At 49.0% G+C, this 19,494-nt stretch carries 20 protein-coding genes, 2 tRNA genes and 1 pseudogene; 1 reads left to right on the top strand and 22 read right to left on the bottom strand.

Annotated features, from left to right (window positions below; genetic code table 11):
* The first annotated feature begins 75 nt into the window (after positions 1-75).
* Positions 76-315, top strand: coding sequence for a WGxxGxxG family protein (locus AM231_RS04390; RefSeq protein ID WP_054401470.1), 240 nt, complete (start codon positions 76-78; stop codon positions 313-315).
* Positions 316-600: 285 nt separating this feature from the next.
* Here AM231_RS04390 and AM231_RS04385 read toward each other — a convergent pair whose 3' ends face one another.
* From AM231_RS04385 to AM231_RS04295, 22 genes and pseudogenes are all read right to left on the bottom strand, one after another.
* Positions 601-879 carry a hypothetical protein gene (locus tag AM231_RS04385; RefSeq protein ID WP_054403528.1) on the bottom strand — a complete coding sequence of 93 codons (279 nt, stop codon included), beginning with the start codon at positions 877-879 and terminating at the stop codon, positions 601-603.
* A 16-nt stretch (positions 880-895) separates the two neighbouring features.
* Entirely contained in the window at positions 896-1,018 is a 123-nt protein-coding gene (locus tag AM231_RS30165; protein WP_278044603.1) for a hypothetical protein, read from the bottom strand.
* 261 nt (positions 1,019-1,279) lie between these two features.
* The gene (locus AM231_RS04380; protein ID WP_054401469.1) at positions 1,280-1,480 is read right to left on the bottom strand and encodes a hypothetical protein; all 201 of its coding nucleotides are present in this window, start codon (positions 1,478-1,480) and stop codon (positions 1,280-1,282) included.
* A gap of 153 nt (positions 1,481-1,633) precedes the next feature.
* Positions 1,634-1,707: transfer RNA gene (locus AM231_RS04375), tRNA-Ile, on the bottom strand.
* A gap of 55 nt (positions 1,708-1,762) precedes the next feature.
* Positions 1,763-1,839: transfer RNA gene (locus AM231_RS04370), tRNA-Met, on the bottom strand.
* A gap of 82 nt (positions 1,840-1,921) precedes the next feature.
* The gene (locus AM231_RS28965; protein ID WP_165593372.1) at positions 1,922-2,086 is read right to left on the bottom strand and encodes a hypothetical protein; all 165 of its coding nucleotides are present in this window, start codon (positions 2,084-2,086) and stop codon (positions 1,922-1,924) included.
* A gap of 195 nt (positions 2,087-2,281) precedes the next feature.
* Positions 2,282-2,554, bottom strand: coding sequence for a WXG100 family type VII secretion target (locus AM231_RS04365; protein ID WP_054401468.1), 273 nt, complete (start codon positions 2,552-2,554; stop codon positions 2,282-2,284).
* Positions 2,555-2,592: 38 nt separating this feature from the next.
* On the bottom strand, positions 2,593-2,862 hold the full coding sequence (locus tag AM231_RS04360; protein ID WP_054401467.1) for a DUF4176 domain-containing protein: 270 nt from the start codon (positions 2,860-2,862) through the stop codon (positions 2,593-2,595).
* Positions 2,859-3,629, bottom strand: a complete 771-nt coding sequence (locus tag AM231_RS04355; protein ID WP_054401466.1) for a hypothetical protein — start codon at positions 3,627-3,629, stop codon at positions 2,859-2,861. Before AM231_RS04355 ends, AM231_RS04360 begins: the two co-directional genes overlap by 4 nt.
* Before the next feature lie 14 nt (positions 3,630-3,643).
* Positions 3,644-4,717 (bottom strand): WXG100 family type VII secretion target, encoded by a 1,074-nt coding sequence (locus AM231_RS04350; protein ID WP_054401465.1) that lies wholly within the window; start codon positions 4,715-4,717, stop codon positions 3,644-3,646.
* A 60-nt stretch (positions 4,718-4,777) separates the two neighbouring features.
* Entirely contained in the window at positions 4,778-5,563 is a 786-nt protein-coding gene (locus AM231_RS04345) for a hypothetical protein (protein ID WP_054401464.1), read from the bottom strand.
* 279 nt (positions 5,564-5,842) lie between these two features.
* Positions 5,843-6,484 carry an orotate phosphoribosyltransferase gene (pyrE, locus tag AM231_RS04340; RefSeq protein ID WP_054401463.1) on the bottom strand — a complete coding sequence of 214 codons (642 nt, stop codon included), beginning with the start codon at positions 6,482-6,484 and terminating at the stop codon, positions 5,843-5,845.
* Positions 6,481-7,218, bottom strand: coding sequence for an orotidine-5'-phosphate decarboxylase (pyrF, locus tag AM231_RS04335; protein WP_054401462.1), 738 nt, complete (start codon positions 7,216-7,218; stop codon positions 6,481-6,483). Before pyrF ends, pyrE begins: the two co-directional genes overlap by 4 nt.
* Positions 7,219-7,237: 19 nt before the next feature.
* Positions 7,238-10,444 carry a carbamoyl-phosphate synthase large subunit gene (gene carB / locus AM231_RS04330; RefSeq protein ID WP_054401461.1) on the bottom strand — a complete coding sequence of 1,069 codons (3,207 nt, stop codon included), beginning with the start codon at positions 10,442-10,444 and terminating at the stop codon, positions 7,238-7,240.
* Between the two features lies 1 nt (position 10,445).
* On the bottom strand, positions 10,446-11,582 hold the full coding sequence (gene carA / locus AM231_RS04325) for a glutamine-hydrolyzing carbamoyl-phosphate synthase small subunit (protein WP_054401460.1): 1,137 nt from the start codon (positions 11,580-11,582) through the stop codon (positions 10,446-10,448).
* Between the two features lie 60 nt (positions 11,583-11,642).
* Complete coding sequence (locus AM231_RS04320; protein WP_053489070.1) at positions 11,643-12,944, bottom strand: dihydroorotase; 1,302 nt, start codon at positions 12,942-12,944, stop codon at positions 11,643-11,645.
* A gap of 127 nt (positions 12,945-13,071) precedes the next feature.
* Entirely contained in the window at positions 13,072-13,983 is a 912-nt protein-coding gene (locus AM231_RS04315) for an aspartate carbamoyltransferase catalytic subunit (RefSeq protein WP_207383597.1), read from the bottom strand.
* The gene (pyrR, locus tag AM231_RS04310) at positions 13,983-14,543 is read right to left on the bottom strand and encodes a bifunctional pyr operon transcriptional regulator/uracil phosphoribosyltransferase PyrR (protein WP_054401458.1); all 561 of its coding nucleotides are present in this window, start codon (positions 14,541-14,543) and stop codon (positions 13,983-13,985) included. The genes AM231_RS04315 and pyrR overlap by 1 nt, the downstream gene beginning before the upstream one ends.
* A 323-nt stretch (positions 14,544-14,866) precedes the next feature.
* Positions 14,867-16,117 carry an LL-diaminopimelate aminotransferase gene (locus AM231_RS04305; RefSeq protein WP_054401457.1) on the bottom strand — a complete coding sequence of 417 codons (1,251 nt, stop codon included), beginning with the start codon at positions 16,115-16,117 and terminating at the stop codon, positions 14,867-14,869.
* Between the two features lie 102 nt (positions 16,118-16,219).
* Positions 16,220-18,174, bottom strand: a pseudogene (abc-f, locus tag AM231_RS04300) (ribosomal protection-like ABC-F family protein).
* 150 nt (positions 18,175-18,324) lie between these two features.
* Positions 18,325-18,471, bottom strand: a complete 147-nt coding sequence (locus tag AM231_RS28960; protein ID WP_165593371.1) for a hypothetical protein — start codon at positions 18,469-18,471, stop codon at positions 18,325-18,327.
* Positions 18,472-18,545: 74 nt separating this feature from the next.
* Entirely contained in the window at positions 18,546-19,484 is a 939-nt protein-coding gene (locus AM231_RS04295; protein WP_242615185.1) for an RluA family pseudouridine synthase, read from the bottom strand.
* Positions 19,485-19,494 lie beyond the last annotated feature (10 nt).

Genomic DNA, 19,494 nt, shown 5'->3' with positions numbered 1-19,494 from the left:
TAGATCCTTCTGGGCACGATAAATTTGGTACCTAAACCAACATCAGTCCAAATCGACCTGGAGGGAGGTAAAACAATGAAGAAAATCTGCGTGTCTTTCCTGACTGCATGGATTATTGCCTTGGTTCTTGTTGTTCCTGCTTTTGCAGAAAATAACAACATGAACAGCAACGATATGAACACAAACAATGTGAACACCAACAGTTACCGCACCAATGCAGCAAACGATAACAACGATACAGACTGGGGATGGCTGGGATTGATTGGTCTCGCCGGCTTAGTAGGTCTGAAGCGACGCTCTCCAGAGCGTCAGTAGAACAGGTTCTGCATCTGGAACTGCCCGATGATCCTTCTATTGATCATTAGGCGTACCATGATAAATAGCAGAAAAGCCCTTGCAGAGCAAGGGCTTTTCTGTGAGTGATCCCAATAGGCCTCGAACCTGTAACAATTCATTGTGAGCCGACCACTCTACCAACCGAGTGAAGGGATTTTATCTTTTATAAATATCGATATACATGATTTTAATATATATTTAAGCCAATCTAGAGAGAAATCATTTATCGCAAGGTTGTTTTCTAAGAATTGTCTATCCATAATCCTAAGAACGTATGATATACGCTTCAATTAAATCACTCACACTGATATCATCAAGTTCTTCTGCAAGTTGATCAGCTTTTGTTTTCTTTCTAAGTGAACCTTCTAATAAAATTTCCACCCTCTGGTCTTTATCGACTAAGACTGAGTTAACCTCCAAAGCATTGGTAAGTATACCGACAATAACTGCAATCTGAGCAGGGGATAACTTGGGCAGTGAGTTTTTTTTGTTTTTACCATTTCTCTTATTTTTTCCATTACCGTTATTTCCATTTTTCCTCACTGCTCTTACCCCCAAACTAACCCACGATTACTGGTTCATTATCTCCTCCATCACCTTGTGTAAGCCCCGTGATAAATGAATAAATGATGACAACTATAACAATAAACGTAATAATGCGTTTACCCTCATCCTGATCCATTACATCACTCCGTTTAGAACATATAGTAAGAGGGACATTAACTCGTTAGATCTTTTACTTTTCTTCTGAGATCCAGGTTCATGATAAAAGTGTATTTACTTGCATGCTTAAGTTCATCAGTCAAAAATGCCCCGTAACTCATACGAAACATCTTCATCTCGCAATTTGTTTCATAACATTCTATTCCCGATTTGAAGTTAGGAATCATGTCCACCGTCTAATGTTCAAGGATTTAGGGGAAATATTGCTTCTATATCCAAATCAGGATGCGTACCGGTTACCCTTACAGATCTTCATCGAGAGAATATTGCTTTCCAAAAATATGCGCGGCGCTCCTAACTGCAAACACTTCGCTCGAACTCGCCCATCCTTCACCGCCAGCACCTCAATCTTACGCTGTGTAATCTTCCCCTTGCGATCCATGTAGATGATTTCAATAACATTCCCGATGTACTTATGCATTCGTGTTCGCCCCCATACAGAACATTTGTTTGTATTATATGCGAACACTTGTTCTTTTATCAATGTATATAAATTCCTGATGTGAAGACGACGTATCATAATTAACCCTGTAAATAGCAAAAAACCCTTGCTGAGCAAGGGTTTTTCTGTGAGTGGGCCCTACAGGACTCGAACCTGTGACCAATCGGTTATGAGCCGACCGCTCTAACCAACTGAGCTAAGGGCCCTGAACATACATGTACACATAAACATAAGGACGTCATACATACAATGAAATTAAATTGGTTGCGGGGGCAGGATTTGAACCTACGACCTTCGGGTTATGAGCCCGACGAGCTACCGAACTGCTCCACCCCGNACAATGCTGTATGAAACAGCGACAAGAATAAATATACACCATTTACCTAGTTGAAGTCAAGTACTATTTTGATGGAATTTTGGTCAAGGTATAAATCGGACACCATAACGGCCTTTTTTGGAACGGTAGATCTCAACCAGCCTTGGATCATGAAACCCAAACAGCCATCCATCCTGTTCCAGCCTTTTGGCAAAACACCCCGCCTGAAACTTGGTTGTATAGAGCTTTCCATAATATACCCAGTTCATTCTATGCGACTCCTTACCGAGAGATCATAATAATGTGCTGCCACCCTAGTATGTCCAAGCTCCCAGAAAAAATCCACCTCCTTATGAAATTCATACCTATTCCTCTTATAAACAGACGATGACCAGCCGTCGCCTGCAATCACACCGTGATCAGGATCCGACTGGTTATTACCCGTGCAGCACACTTTATTAAGCCTACTGGCCATCCGCCTCTGCAAACCTTGCAGCGATGCTCATCAATTCCTGCTCCATCGTATTCATCATCTGAATGAAATTCATAAGCTGTGCCTTCGTCTCCTCCGCTTCAGTACGGAACCGCTGCTGGGAAACTCCCTCCCATTCCACATTTAACGTTTCAATAACATGAGTGAGCCTTGCAACCAATTCACCACCATGCTCGCTCCCGCTTCGAATATCAGCCGCGGCACGGCGCAGCTCTTCAGGGGACACTTCGATCCGTCCGGACATGACTCTCCCTCCTCCCTATATGATTGTGGATGGGTTAGTTATTCGGTCCTGACCTCTGCCAGAACGGCTTGAAATTCTTCTTCCTCTTCATCCTGGTAGCCGGTAAAAATAATATCCTTGATATCTTCATGATTAAAGACATAGGCAAACTCCGGGCTGACATACCCTTCGGGATAGGGGCATGCCAGATAGTCGTACATTTGCGGCTCTTCAAGCGCCAAGATCTGCTTGCGACCGTAAATCACCAGCTTCTTCTCGCCTTCCTTCAAAATGACAATCGATCCATTGGGCAGCAATTGCTGCGTCATAACGATCCTCTCCTTTTCTTACTCTTCCTCTGCGATACCGGAGCCTTGTTGCCTTGATTCATTTTGTTTAAATAAGCCGCATTCCGTTTCTCTTTTGGTAATCCAAGCACTGGGTAATGTGCCTTCAATTGATCCATATGATTTCGAATAAAGATATACCGATGAATAAACACGATGGCCATGTACAAACCGAGTATTAACAGGACGGAAAAAGCCGCCATTCCCATTACAAATCCACCAAGATCCCCGGCAACGGCAACGATGATGTAATATCCTGTATAACCGATTCCCGCAAGCAGGAAAGCCGCTTTGCCTGCTTTTCCTAGTTTTCCGTTTCTCTCCATGGTCTGGTAAGCCCTTTGCCGCAGTGCTCTTACATGCAAAATATAAAAAGCAACGAGCAGCAGCAGCATAACCCCTACAGAGCTAACCCCGTATCCAATGGACTCCACCCCAGCCATGTCATACATCATTTTTAATATAGCGGCCTGACAATTTATAGCCAGTGCCAGCCCGTATATTCCTAAATACAGTACAAAACTCACCTCGGCCCGATACGGGTCTGTACTCAGCCCCATGCCCCATAACAACATAGCCACCCACACGCCCGCAGCCACATAGAAATACACCGACATCATCGGTGCTGCCAGCGTAACCAATACAGGAATCAGCATGATAAACAAAAAGCATACAATGCCGCCCCGAATCTGCTCAGCGGGGATGAGCCGGAAATGAAACTGCTCTTCCTCGGAAATCTTCGTACTCATCCTCGACACTCCCCTTATTTAAACCAGCCTGCTATCGTAGAGCCTATCTTCTGAGCCCCCATTTTCAACCCTTCGGTGACGGTATCCTTCTTACCATCCCCGTCAAAATCCGCGAACTTGATCCCATCCATCACATAGGAAGCCCCTACCGACACACCGAAACCGATGGCTGCACCTGCAAGAGTACCGATTGGGCCGCCTACAGCCGTCCCAATAAGCGCGCCGGCTTTCGCTCCAGCAGCTGCTGATGCAACCACCGTACCTACTCCAACCCCCACATCGACGACAGCATCTCCTGCGATTTTAGCCCCGCTCTTGTTCTCATTGATATTGGTTACCAGATTACCTACCGTCTGCAAGGCAATGCCTGCATAACCGAGCTTGCCACCCTTCCAGCTAAGCGAATCCTTTACGGCCGCACCGGGCAGAACATATTTAGGAATCCTCGGATGACTTCTCCAGTTATATTCGGCATAGGATTTCTTTCGGATATTGGCCAGCATACCGTTGGTGACGTTAGCGCGCATGTTGCCGCGCTTGTCCTTCTCAAGCCACACGCCAAAACCGTTCCGGTACATATCCCAGTATTTGTACATGGTACCCGATGCGGTTGCTGTTCCGAACAATACTCCAGCCGAGGCCAGAGGATTGTTCATCCATTGATCCGCAGACCCGCCAAATGGTGCAAGAGCATTGAACTCGACGCCCGCCGCTGTCACGGGTGGATCTGTCTTTTTATTCCCGTTCTGTGCCAGACTCGCCTGAAGCAGCAGATGTGGGCTAACCTGGGCAACTGATTGCTTACCGAATGACAACTGGTTCCCAAGAGATTGATCTGTTTCGGAGAAATCCCCCGCCTTCTTCACAAGCTGGCCGCGGTTTTGTTCCAAACGGCTTACCACGGACTGGCAAGCGACCCGGCATTGGGCGAGACGCTGCTCGACCTGCACACGATGACGCGATTCCCAAGCCATGCTCTGAATGCGCTGCTGCATCCGCTCTTGAAGCTGCTGAACTTCCCGTGCAATTTCAGATACCGCTGTTCCTTGCTGGTTCAGCATTTCGGGCACCACACGTATTCTGGTCATAAGTAACTATCCTCCATGTTATTAATCGGGAAAATGTCCCGCAGGGAGATCAAGAATTTCCTACTTGACTCGTTCAATGACGGCGCCAAGCTCCCGAATGATTTCCGTCAACGTGGTACCCCATATCTCGTCTTGGTCACCTTCGCTGCGAATCAGCCAGTTGGCATCTTTGCCCCTCAACAGTTCGATTCCCTGAACTCTGCAGTCAAGATCCGGACAATAATACGCTGTAAATGCAGCATATCGCTCCGGATGGCTGACGCTGTCAACCAGGGAAGAAACAACTGATCTCGAATAACCTTGAGCGAGCAGATGTTTCTGAGGCTCCTCATCCCCCTGTCCGGCATGAATCCATTGTTGAAACCAGCCTTTAGGCAGTGTCAATTTCCCTGTATCCCGGTTTTTCCTATCCTCTAGCTGCAAGTAGCTCATAATCTTCAGCCAAGCTTGCGAAGGAGTTCCCAGTTCTTGCAGCACATAGGCTCTAGTACCGTCTGGGCCGCTTTCAATTTCCGCTTTGACAACCAGACTTGAGCTATAATAGATGAAGCATTCCCTCTGTTGGTCTTCGAAGCCAGATACTGTTATATGAATCGTCAGCAGTGTCCTGCTGCATACTTCTATGTATTCGAGTAATTTCTGAAGAAGAACAGGCTCACTGCTGCTTGTATCGATCAAGCCCTGTTCGGACAACTCTTGTTCCACCTTGGCAATTTCACCTGGCATCTCCTCAGCCAATGTTCCGCGAAAAGGATCCTCCAATCCAATAACAGCCCTCGCACGAACAATGCCGGTTAACACAAAAAATTGTTTGCCGGTCAGTTTGATCCTCGATGCACGATCCAAAAGGTCTCTCCTCCTTACGTTTTCTTCTGTCTATTTCCAATTCGCAGGTATCATTACCATTATAGGTGAAACGTCTTCTTCCCCTCTACCAAGTCCTGGCCCTAAATTTATAGGAAGATATACCCAAATCAGACGATAATAAAACAAGGAGCGAAAAATGTCATTTTCTAGAATGGATTGTGTGGTTTATGAGATGCTTGGTTCTATCGGCTAAACAAAAAAAGGCGCCGCTCTGGATAATGCCAGAGACGGCGGCCAATTCTTGAAAACGAAGCTTATTTATACACCAAATGATGCAGGATTTGCTCTCCAGGATTGAAGGAGCTCTACATCCTCTTCCTGAATCCGATTCTCAGATAATGCTACCTCAATGAGTGCACTGTAATTGGACAAGCTCTGCAGCTGAATCCCGGCCTCGGCGAAAGCTTGTACCGCTTTATCCAGCTGATAGCTGAAAATAGCCAGAACGGCCAGCGGCTCTGCACCTGCATCCTTTACTGCCTGTGCGGCCTTTAAAGAGCTGCCGCCCGTGGAGATCAGGTCCTCAATGACGACCACCTTCTGTCCGGGTTTAATCAAACCCTCGATCAGGTTCTCCTTGCCGTGACCCTTTGCTTTGTCTCTAATATATGACATCGGCAGGTTCATTTTCTGAGATACAAAAGCCGCATGCGGAATCCCAGCGGTGGCCGTACCAGCAATTGCTTCTGCCTCTGGATATTGCTCCCGAATAACGGCAGCAAACGATTCAGCAATGTAATCGCGAATTTCGGGATAGGACATGGTCAGGCGATTATCACAGTAGATCGGGGATTTGATACCCGAAGTCCATGTAAACGGCTGGTGAGGCCGAAGGGATACCGCCTCAATCTTCAGCAAATGGGATGCGATCTGTTGTGGAATATTCGCGAGTGTACTCATGCTTGAACCATCTCCTCTATAATTTGTTCAGCCGCTTGTCTCGGATCAGATGACGCCGTAATCGGACGACCGACGACCAGATAATGACTGCCCTTGCGAATCGCTTCTCCAGGGGTAAGGACCCGGGACTGGTCGCCGATTTCCGCGCCAGCCGGGCGGATGCCTGGTATTACGGTTTGAAACGAACTTCCGCAGGCATGGGAAATGGCCTCCACTTCAAGCGACGAAGCGACAACACCATGCAGTCCGGCTTGCTGGGCAAGCTTTGCGTACCGTACGACCGTATCCTCTACCAAACCCGGAATACCGATTTCGTGATTCATGACATCCTGACTCGTACTGGTCAACTGTGTTACAGCTATGATTGTAGGCATGGCAAGACCCGGGGTGTCCGCCACTGCGGCCTCCGCCCCGGCTTTTGCCGCCTGCATCATCAGCACGCCGCCGCTGGCATGGACATTGAACATGTCCACACCGAGCCGCGTTACGCTGTGCGAGCCGCCTTTTACCGTGTTTGGAATATCATGCATCTTCACATCCAGGAACACGGAGTAGCCTTTTGATTTTAATTCTTTTACAAAGTCAGGACCTGCAGCATAGAACAGCTGCATGCCGACCTTCATATAACAAGGGATGCCCTCCAGCTTCTGTACCAAAGCCTTTGCATGCTCTGCATCCGGGTAATCCAGGGCCACCATCAGGCGGCCCGCCATTTCATTGTAGCTGGCGTTCATCTATATCCCTCCTTCTCGATTAAACCGGCATCGCTTCAGAGGAGAAGTTGATGGTCTCCAGCATGGTGAGAAGCTCACGAACCGTATCGAGCGAGGTCATACATACTACACCATTCTCTACCGCTTCACGGCGGATTCGGAATCCGTCACGCTGCGGGGTTTTGCCCTTGGTCAATGTGTTAAAGACGAAGTTCGCTTCACCTGTCCGGATCATATCCAGAATATTCGGTGTTCCTTCGGACAGCTTGTTGATGGTCGTTACGTCAAGGCCCGCTTCCTTCAGCGCTGCTGCCGTGCCTCCTGTTGCAATGATTTTATATCCAAGCTTGTGGAAGCCTTTCAGCAGTGCAGCAGCTTCAGCCTTGTCCTTGTCAGCAATCGTGGCAATGATCGCGCCTGTTGAAGGAATCTTCATGCCTGCACCGATCAGACCTTTGTACAACGCTTTGGCATACTTCACGTCACGACCCATAACTTCACCGGTGGATTTCATTTCCGGTCCAAGCGTCGGCTCAACGCGGCGAAGCTTAGCGAAGGAGAACACCGGCACTTTAACCGATACATGCTCGCTTTCCGGCCACATGCCTTCCTCGTAGCCCAGATCCTTCAGCTTGCCTCCCATAATAGCCTGGGTTGCCAGGTTCGCCATCGGAATGCCGGTCACCTTGCTCAAGAATGGAACCGTCCGGGAAGAACGCGGATTCACCTCGATCACGTACACTTCATTTTTATAAATAACGAACTGGATGTTGACAAGTCCGCGCGTATTCAGCTCTTTGGCAATCTTGATCGTAATTTCGACGATCTTGTCTTTCAAATCCTGGGACAAATACTGAGGCGGATATACCGCGATCGAGTCCCCGGAGTGAACCCCGGCGCGTTCGACATGTTCCATAATCCCTGGAATCAGGACGGTTTCGCCATCACAGATTGCGTCTACTTCCACTTCTTCACCCATCATGTAACGGTCAATCAGAACCGGATGATCCGGGTTGATCTTAACCGCTTCTTCCATATAGCTCAGCAGTTCACTGTCGGAGTATACGATTTCCATTGCACGTCCGCCAAGTACATACGAAGGTCTTACCAATACCGGGTATCCCAGTGATTGTGCTGTTTCCACCGCATCATCGACCGATGTTACGGTTTTTCCTTTTGGCTGGGCAATCTGCAGTCTGGACAGCAGGGCTTCGAACTTCTTACGATCTTCGGCTTCGTCAATGCTTTCCAGGCTGGTACCCAGAATCTTCACGCCTGCTTTGCTGAGCGGCTCAGCGAGGTTAATTGCTGTCTGTCCGCCAAACTGTACGATAACGCCAATTGGTTTTTCCTGCTCGATGACGTTCATGACATCTTCCAGGAACAGCGGCTCGAAGTAGAGACGATCTGACGTATTAAAGTCAGTGGAGACGGTCTCCGGGTTGTTGTTAATGATAACGGCTTCGTATCCCGCCTTCTGGATCGCCCATACAGCGTGTACCGTAGAGTAATCGAACTCAATCCCTTGACCGATCCGGATCGGTCCGGAACCCAGCACAACGACCTTCTCCTTGGCGGATTCGATAACTTCATTCTCTGTTTCGTAAGTCGAGTAGTAATACGGTGTCGTTGCTTCAAACTCCGCAGCACAAGTGTCCACCATTTTGTAAACCGGACGCAAACCATGCTCGAGTCGCAGGAATTTGATCGACTCCTCAGTTGTGTGCGTGCTGGCCTTACCTTCCGTGCGCAGTTCAGCAATGGCGCGATCCGTAAAGCCAAGGCGCTTCGCTTCATACAGCGTTTCGTAAGTCAGTGACGCTTCGCTGCGAATATGATCTTCGTATTGGATCAGGCGCTCGATCTTATCAAGGAACCACCAGTCAATCTTGGTGAGATCTTGAATCTGCTGTAGTTCATATCCCCGGCGGAATGCTTCGGCAATCAGGAAGATCCGCTCATCATCGGCCTTGATCAGACGCTGCTGGAGCACTTCATCACTCAGCTCGTTAGCACCTTTCAAGTACAGGCGGTGTACGCCGATCTCCAGGGAGCGAACCGCTTTATGGATCGATTCCTCAAACGTGCGGCCAATCGCCATCACTTCGCCCGTTGCCTTCATCTGGGTACCCAGCTTCCGATTCGCGTGAATGAACTTGTCGAATGGCCAACGCGGAATTTTGCTGACGATGTAATCCAGTGTAGGCTCAAAGCATGCATAAGTCTGGCCCGTAACCGGGTTAACAATCTCATCCAGCGTGTAACCCATTGCGATTTTTGCTGCCATCTTCGCGATTGGATAACCTGTTGCCTTGGAAGCCAGGGCAGAAGAACGGCTGACCCGAGGGTTAACCTCGATAACATAATATTGGTAGCTGTCCGGATCCAGCGCGAATTGCACGTTACAACCGCCTTCGATATTCAGAGCGCGGATGATTTTGAGCGATGCGGATCTGAGCATTTGATATTCGCGATCAGACAGCGTCTGGCTTGGGGCCACAACGATACTGTCGCCGGTATGAACGCCGACCGGGTCGAAGTTCTCCATGTTACATACCACGATGCAGTTATCATTCGCGTCTCGCATCACTTCGTACTCGACTTCTTTCATGCCTGCGATGCTTTTCTCAACTAGACACTGGGTGATCGGGCTGTAACGAAGGCCGGAACTGACGGTTTCGCGCAGTTCCTCTTCGGTTGCGCAGATACCACCGCCGGTGCCACCAAGCGTATAGGCCGGACGAACGATCAGCGGATAGCCAATCTCGTTTGCGAAATCAAGTGCCTCTTCCAATGTCGTTACGATGGTACTCTCCGGCACAGGCTGCTCAAGTTCTCTCATAAGCTCACGGAACAAGTCGCGGTCTTCCGCTTTCTCAATCGACTCTAACTGCGTTCCGAGCAGTTTAACGTTCTCCTGCTCCAAAATCCCCGCCCGTGCAAGCTCAACGGCCATGTTCAGACCTGTTTGGCCACCAAGCGTAGGAAGCAGTCCGTCCGGACGTTCTTGACGAATGATCTGTGTTACAAAGTCGAGCGTAATCGGCTCGATATATACTCTATCCGCCATGTTGGTATCTGTCATGATCGTTGCCGGGTTACTGTTGATTAGCACGACCTCGATGCCTTCTTCTTTCAGCGCTTGGCAAGCTTGTGTTCCTGCATAGTCAAATTCCGCTGCTTGACCGATAACGATCGGACCGGAGCCGATGACAAGTATCTTTTTTAAAGTTTCATTCTTAGGCATATTAATGAGCTCCTTTCACGGCTGCGGCCAGAACCGCCTGGCGCGGTTTCCGAACTTCATTCTGTTTATGGTTTCTGATCATATCGAGAAATTGATCAAACAAGTAGCTGCTGTCGAGCGGGCCAGGTGCAGCTTCTGGGTGATATTGCACGGAGAAGGCCGGATATTTCGAATGCTTCAAACCTTCGATTGTCTTGTCGTTATTGTTGATATGCGTAACTTCCAAATCTGTGTTCTTGATAGAATCTTCTCTAACTGCAAAACTATGATTCTGGGAAGTGATATAACAGCGGCCGCTGGCAAGCTCTTTTACTGGATGATTACCACCGCGATGGCCAAACTTCAGCTTCTCGGTATCAGCACCGGCAGCCAGTGCAAACAGTTGATGACCGAGACAGATGCCAAAGATCGGATACTCACCCATGATTTCTTTTATCATGTCGACAGCATATGGAACATCTTTCGGGTCCCCAGGACCATTGGACAACTGAATTCCGTCCGGATGAAGCCTGCGGATTTCCTCTGCCGTCGTATCATGCGGAACGACCACAACATCACAGCCGCGAGATGTCAGTTCCCGCAGAATGCCGCTTTTTGCACCGAAGTCAACCAGAACAATTCGCTCCTTGGAGCCTGGGCTTGAGAACATTTGCGGTGTTGATGTTTTTGCCACCTGGTTGCGGAGTTCGGCGATCGTCGTATCGCCGAGCATTTCCTTAAGTTCTTCCACCGGCTTGTTGGAAGTGGTCAGAATGCCCTTCATCGTACCGTAGTGACGGATGATCCGGGTCAACATCCGTGTATCAATCTCGCTGATTCCTGGAATGCCATATTCCTTCAATAAACTGTCGACACTATATTCGGCACGCCAATTGCTAGGAACAGGCTCATGTCGGCGAACGACAAATCCGTGGACGAATGGCCGCATCGATTCAAAATCATCTCGCGTAATGCCGTAATTGCCAATCAATGGGTACGTCATCGTCACGATCTGTCCACAGTAAGACGGGTCGCTAAGAACCTCTTGATATCCTGTAATCCCTGTATTAAATACAACCTCTCCGGTCATTTCAGCTTCTGCGCCAAAAGATTTTCCGGTAAACAGCGTCCCGTCCTCCAGTAACAATCTTGCCTGCATCCCGATCACTCCTGTCATCTATGTGTAATTTATTTTATAAGTCTTTTGCCTAAGTGTTACTTAAAATCCATCCTGCTCGGACCATTTCACTTCGCCGTCCACCCAAGTCATCACAGGCCAGCCCTTCAGCTTCCAGCCTGTGAATGGCGTGTTGCGGCCTTTAGTCGCGAACTCTTCCGGATTCACTTCTTTCTCTGCTTCGAGATCAATCATGGTCAGGTCCGCTGGCTTACCCGCTTCCAGCACACCCGTTGCAAGACCGAATACTCTTGCCGGATCGTTTGTCATTCGTTTCACGAGCAGGGCGAGATCCCATTTGCCTGTGGCAACAAACTTGGTATAGAGCAGCGGGAACGCTGTTTCGAATCCCACGATACCAAATGGGGCAAGCTCCATGCCTTTTGCCTTTTCTTCAGCGCTATGGGGTGCATGATCGGTTACGATCATGTCCAGCGTGCCATCGAGCAGTCCTTCTATACATGCCTCTACATCACGCGGGGTGCGCAGTGGCGGATTCATCTTCCAGTTGGCATCCAGGCCGGGAATATCCTCGTCAGAGAGAACCAGATGATGCGGGCACACCTCAGCAGTTACCGAGATGCCAATCGCCTTGGCCTGGCGGATCAAGCGGACGGACTGCTCTGTGCTCACATGGCACACGTGGTAATGTACGCCGGTTGCCTCTGTAAGCAAAATGTCCCGACCGACATGAATTGCTTCCGATTCATTGGGTATTCCCTTCAAGCCATGTTTCTGTGCGAACTTGCCTTCCGTTACGCAAGCTCCTTTCACCAGCGAGTCATCCTCACAGTGAGCAATGACCGGCATGCCGAGCGCCTTGGCTTTCTTCATGGCATCTTTCATCATCTGTGCATTCTGCACACCAACGCCGTCATCCGTAAACCCGATCGCGCCTGCAGCCTTGAGTGCCTCAAAATCTGTCAGCTCGCGGCCGAGCTCATTTTTGGTAATGGCTGCGTAAGGCAGAACCTTGGCCAGAGATGCTTCGCTGGCCTTATCCAGCACCAGCTTCACGGTTTCCGGCGAATCGGTCACCGGTCTGGTGTTCGGCATACAGGCGATGGTTGTAAAGCCGCCTTTGACTGCCGAACGGCTGCCGCTTTCGATCGTTTCCTTATGCTCGTAGCCCGGCTCTCTCAAGTGCACATGCATATCGATGAATCCCGGAGTGACCAGTTTGCCCTCTGCATCGATTATCTTAACGTTATCGCCCAGTTCCGGCAGGGCTGCAACATCACTTGCAACCGATTGAATCAATCCATCTGCTATGACGATATGTTTATCTTCGAGCTGTCCTTGTTCATTGATCACTTTGGCGTTCTTTATCACTTGCATTTGCATCTTGGTCCCCTCCGCGAAAAGAAGCACCGCTTCCGCTTCTTTGTATATTGTATAATAAAAATTCATATTTGTGTATAAATATTAATAATTTATTCATCTGTCCTGACATTCACGTCATCCAGCATCTTTAGCCCATCGCTCGCTCCATAACCGCCATGCGAATTGGCACTCCGTTCGCCATCTGCTTGAATATCACCGATTTAGGACTTTCCACGACGGCATCGTCGATCTCAACGTTTCGGTTCACCGGTGCCGGGTGCATAATCATCGTGTGCTCTGGCAGTTTGGCCGCCCTTTCTTCCGTCAAACCATATTGCTGCCGATACTCCGCGCTGGACTTGAATACACCCTCATTATGACGTTCCAGCTGAACCCTCAGCATCATCACTACATCTGCCTTCAACGCCTTCTCCATGGACACATAGGATGCATACTGTGCTAACTCCGGCGACTGCATCGTTTCCGGTGCGCAGAACTGCACATGAGCCCCGAACTTCTGCAGTGCCCACAAGTCTGATCGAGCAACACGACTATGCTTGACGTCTCCAATGATTGATACCGTTAGTCCTTTAAGCTCGCTGAATTTTTTCTTCATCGTATAGAGATCAAGCAGCGCCTGTGTAGGATGTTCATTATTGCCGTCTCCTGCGTTGATCAGAGGAATCGAGATCCGCTTCGCCAGCTCCTGAAGCACACCGGCTGGCTTCAGCCGGATGACACCCGCATCCACTCCCATGGATTCCAGTGTCTTCACGGTGTCATAAATCGACTCTCCCTTCTCAACGCTGGATGCTGCCGCCGCAAAGTTCATGACCTCGGCTCCTAGTCTTTTTTCGGCCATTTCAAACGAAAATCTTGTCCTGGTGCTGTTCTCGAAGAACATATTCACTGCAAATTTCGATTTAAGTACCGGAACTACTTTCTCAGACTGTGCTTCCCAATGAGCCGCCCGATCCAGAATCGCTCCAATCTCATCTCTGCTAATATCCTTCAATCCTAAGAGGCTGCGTTGTTTCAATGAAATGGCCGTTGTCATGATTATCGATCCTCTCTTGAGCTAATCGTCACTTCGTCCTTGCCGTCAATTTCTGTTAGCGCTACTGTAATTTCCTCATGTTTCGAAGTAGGAACATTCTTACCAATATAATCCGGCCGAATCGGCAGTTCACGATGTCCACGGTCTGCCAATACCGCAAGCTGTATCATTCGAGGTCTTCCGCAATCCATTAAAGCATCCATGGCTGCCCGGATCGTTCTTCCGGTATACAGTACGTCATCGAACAAAATGACCTTCTTATCATGGATGTTCAGGTGTTCGAGACTGAGCTTTGCTCCCTTTACCCTTTCTGCAGAGACTTCACTGCTGTCCCTATCATCCCGGTAAGAAGTCACGTCAATCTCACCCCAAGGAATCGGAGTACCCTCGATTTCATTCATCCGCTCAGCAATTCTCTGAGCCAAAAACACGCCGCGGGTGCGGATGCCAACCAGTACGCAATCCTCAATCCCTTTATTTTTTTCCAATATTTCGTGGGCAATCCTCGTAAGTGCGCGGCGGATGGCCGTCTCGTCCATAATCACATGCTGTTCATTGCTCATCCAATAAGCCCTCCTTAATAACGTTTAATTAGCCCTCTTCATTGTTCCAGTCAATCCGTGAGTTCATTACACACAAAAAACTCCTTGCCCGGCTGGACAAGGAGTTGGTCTCATAGAGTTAGTGTGGGAAGCGCAGCATCTATCCGCAGATAGAGCTAGTGCCTCCTGTTAATGAACCTCGGTTCACGTTACCTTGCCAGCCTCACGGGACTGATTTAAAGGTGCTATTCAATTGATCTCATTATGACAGACACCGTAGAAGATGTCAACTGTGATCGTGTCGAATAATCAATGCTTAGCAGGGTTTATGCCATCTCTTGCTATTAGAATTCGAATTCAATATCGCTAAGCCTGCGGCGAATTTCGGATATCACGCGTTTCTCCTCATCCTCACCATCAGCGATAAACGTAACGGAGAAACGAACAAAGTGTCCTGCGTCATCCCAGGGAACCGTCGAAATCATTTTCTCCCGGATCAGAAATTGGGAGAAATCTTCGCCTGATGCAAACCGGCGTCCATCTCTAATACCTGTAGGTGCCTCAACATACAGGAAGAATGACCCTTTGGGTTTCTCGGCCGTAAAGCCAAGCTCATTCAAAACCTCCACCAGCATATTGTGGCGACGGGAGTATTTCTCTGCGATCTTCTCGGTTATCTGCGGATGATCCAGACCATATGCTGCCGCTTTTTGAATGGCTATGAATTGCCCCGAATCGTTGTTGTCCTTCACGTCGCCAAACGCTTTGACTACAAGTGGGTTTCCAGCGATGAAACCTATGCGCCATCCCGTCATATTGTAAGATTTGGATAGAGAATGAAGCTCCACGCCGACATCCTTAGCTCCAGGGACGGATAGAAAGCTGAGCGGCTTCAATCCATCGTAAGTAAGCGCGGCATATGGGGCATCATGAACAACAACCACGCTATGCCTGCGTGCCCAGTCTACAACCTCCGCGAAGAACTCGGCCGTTGCGCTGGCTCCCGTCGGGTTGTTCGGATAGTTCAGGTAGAGCAGTTTGGCACGGCGCGCTATGTCATCAGGGATGGAACTGAGATCCGGCAGGAACGCATTTTCCTTTTTTAACTCTACCGTGAAGACCTCTCCCCCTAGATATTTGGTATGCGTCCCAAGCACTGGATAACCGGGAACCGTCATAATAGTTACGTCACCAGGGTTAATGAAGCAGGTCGGCAGCATCGCGAGTGCCGGCTTGGTACCGATAGAGTGCAGCACCTCTGCTTCATCAAGTCCCACAACTCCAAACACATTTTTTAGATAACGAGCAGCCGCTTGCTTGAACTCAGCTATTCCATTATCGGCATAACCGCGATTCTCTCGCTTTGCTGCTTCCTGGGCAAGTTTAGCCACGATTCGTGCATCGGCCATCTCATCCGGCTCGCCAACCCCCATATCGATCAGCTCCATATGAGGATGTTCCAGCTTTGCAGCTGCCTTTGCCCTTTTGATCTTTTCAAATTTGTAAATGGCTGTATCTTTGCCGTAATCAGCACCGCCAATCCGATTTGCAAAGTTCTGTTGAATGTACGATTTCTGGTGAATGTCTATACTCATGGTTTGTATTCATCTCCTGCCCCAGCTTGCATGTTTAACCTAAATATGCAGTAAAATGGCGGAAGGAACCATGTATTATATATTCAATGATTTGTACTTTTCTTAAGACTGCTCCATCCATTCTTCAAGAAGCTTGTCACGCGAAGCGAAGAGCGACTCCCGTTCATTCCAGCGCTGCTCAAGCAGCGAGATATCCGTATCCTGATGTCTTTCGCCTTCGGACTCAAGCCATAAGTCAAGCTGATGGATCCGGTTCTCTAAACGGGCAATCTCCTCTTCCAACCACTTGACGCTGTCAGTAGAAGTCTGGTTTCTGTTAGTCCGGTTACCAGGTTGGACAGGTTTGTCTTTTGTTCTTAGCTGCTCCGTCGCCTTCTGCAAGAGAACGGCCCCGCCCTCCAGGCCCATAGATTGCAACGACGCCTCTAACTGAGCTTTCTTATCCCGGAAATCGTCATAATTCCCGTGATAAACCTGCAGCTTACCTTGGTGCAAATCCCACACTTTGCCTGATACTTGATTCACAAAATAGCGATCATGCGAGATTGCGAGGACAGTTCCCGAGTAGCCCTGCAGCGCATGCTCCAGTGATTCGCGGGAGGGTATATCCAGATGGTTTGTCGGTTCATCCAGAAGCAGCAGGTTTGGCTTCTGGTGGATAAGCAGTGCAAGTCTCAATCGTGTCCATTCTCCACCGGACAACTGCCCTACCGATCTATAGACAGCCGCCCCATAGAATAGATACCTTGCCAAGATCCCTCGGGCTTCTCCCTCTTCCACTCCAGCCTTCTCCCGAAAATATTGAAGCACCGTTTCCTGCGGATTGCCCGGTTCCTCCTGCTGAGCCAAGTAACCGACGTCGACGCGCGCACCCCATTCAAGCGAGCCGGAGGCTGGTGAAAGCTCACCCAACAATACTTTGAACAGCGTTGTTTTCCCGCCGCCGTTGGAGCCCATAAGCGCAATTTTTTCTCCGAATTCAACTAGACCAGAAGCTCCTCTCAGAACTGCCTGATTTCCGAAAGAAACCTCAACTTGTTCAAAGGATACCACGCGGCGACCGGAACGATCATAAGGATCCAGATCAAATTCTGCCCCTCTTCGTTCCATGACAGGTCTCTTGACCCGCTCCATCCGCTCCAGCGCCCGCCTCATGGAAGCCGCACGCTTGAAGAACTTCTCATTGCCGCCAATTCGTCCGAATTCCTCAAGCTGCTTAATCGATTCCTTCATCTTCTTGATTACTTTCTGCTGCTCCTGATAGTCGGCAAACTGCTGCAGCAAACGCTCCTCCTTCTCTTTCATGAATGCGGTATAACCGCCATGCACAGTGAAAGCTTCGCCATCTTCAAGCTCAATCGTTTTGGACACCACCCGATCCAGGAAATAGCGGTCATGAGAAATTATGATGCAGGTTCCCGCATAATCATGCAAAAATTCTTCCAGCCATTCGGTACGCTTCAAGTCCAAATGATTGGTCGGTTCATCAAGCAGGAGCAAATCCGGCTTTACGATCAACTGCGAAGCCAGCATAACTCGAGTCTGTTCTCCACCAGATAACGAGCCGAATGCGAGTCCGTACTCGCTCTTGGATATTTGCAGTCCGGAAGCAATCTTGTCTATGCTTGCCTCCAGCTCATAACCGCCCTCAGCTTCAAACCGTTCCTGAAGCATTGAGTATTTTCGCAGCACTCGATCGAGCAGACCTGCATTCGCAGCGACGCCTGGGTCACTCATTTTTTGCTCGAGCTCCGTCATTTCTACCCGGTAGTCCTTCAAGTGACTCAATCCTTGTGCCAGTACATCCAGCACCGTCCAGTTACCCATATGGCTTGGAATCTGCTCTAAATATCGATTTTTGTCCCTTTCTTTATAGCGAGCTGCCCTTCACTGGGCTGATCCAGACCCGCAAGCAGGCGTATCAGCGTTGATTTTCCGCTTCCATTCCTTCCGATAAGCCCAACTTTCTCACCTTCCTGTATTTCAAACGATATCTGGTCCAAAACCAGTTCAGCGCCGTGATATTGTGTTAAATTTTGTACATTGATCATACTCATTCCAGATTTCCTCCTGTACGCTGCGAACAATCAGATGTTCGAATAGCATATATTAGGGAGAAGAACCGGACTGCACACAAAAAGAGCCCACAGAGCAAGCTCCGCGGACCCTTAAGAATAGTAAGCCAAGTGAAATAGACTTATTTTCGTTCAGGCAGGCAGGTGACTTCTCGCGATGGTACAAACCGTATCATTAAAATTGGACAGACCTCTCCCGTTTAGGAAAAATGCATGTGCAATGCCAGCCATAGCCATAGGCAGCTGGCTAATACGGTTGTTAACCATCTCGATATTCACCTACCTCACCTCCTTCAACAAAGTTGTCACCAATATAACATAGCATCGTTTAGTTAGCAAGAAAAAAGGAGCCGTTAGCGGCCCCTTAAAATGGATAGCAGTTCCTCCATATCATCAGGCATCGGTGCTGAAAACTCCATATACTCTCCGGAGGAAGGATGCACGAAGCCCAAAACAGCCGCATGAAGTGCCTGGCCGTTTAATTTGATTCCTTTGCTTTTGCCGTACACAGGATCCCCTACGAGAGGATAACCGATATACTTCATATGCACACGGATTTGATGAGTACGTCCCGTCTCCAGCTTTAATTCAAGAAGACTGTAATCACCAAAACGCTCCACAACGGTAAAATGAGTAACCGCCCGCTTGCTGTTTCGATCCGTGACGGTATACAGTTTACGATCATGCGGATCCCTGCCGATCGGTGCATCGATCGTTCCCTGATCATGGCTGATGTTTCCGTGAACCAGGGCCAAGTAACGCCGATTGACGCTATGCTCCTTGAGCTGTGCAGCAAGAGAAGCATGAGCCTTATCATTCTTCGCTGCCATGATCAATCCCGTGGTATCTTTATCGATCCGATGAACAATGCCAGGCCGAAGCTCCCCGTTAATTCCCGACAAGTCATTGCAGTGATACATTAATGCATTCACCAAAGTACCTGATGAGTGACCCGGAGCCGGATGGACAACCATCCCTCTCGGCTTGTTTACCACAATGACATCGGCATCTTCATATGCAACTTCCAGCGGCAGATCCTCCGGAATGATCTCGACTCTCGAAGGTTCCGGAACTTTAAGCAGGATTCGATCACCCGAACTAACTTTATAATTGGACTTTACCGGGCCTTCGTTTACGCTCACATGCCCATCCGCGATCCATAATTGCACTTGGGAACGCGAGGCTTCTTCATCAAGGTTCTCCGTGATGTATTTATCAATTCGGGCTTTCGCCGAGCCGGCGTCTACGATCCACTCGTAAGTTTCCGCTTGCACCGCTTCCTCGTCATCCACCCATTCTAGG

Source organism: Paenibacillus solani, from assembly GCF_001277345.1.
GTDB lineage: Bacteria > Bacillota > Bacilli > Paenibacillales > Paenibacillaceae > Paenibacillus_AQ > Paenibacillus_AQ solani.
The sequence above is the reverse complement of the archived record's forward strand: the minus strand, read 5'-3'. Positions and strand labels throughout refer to the sequence as shown.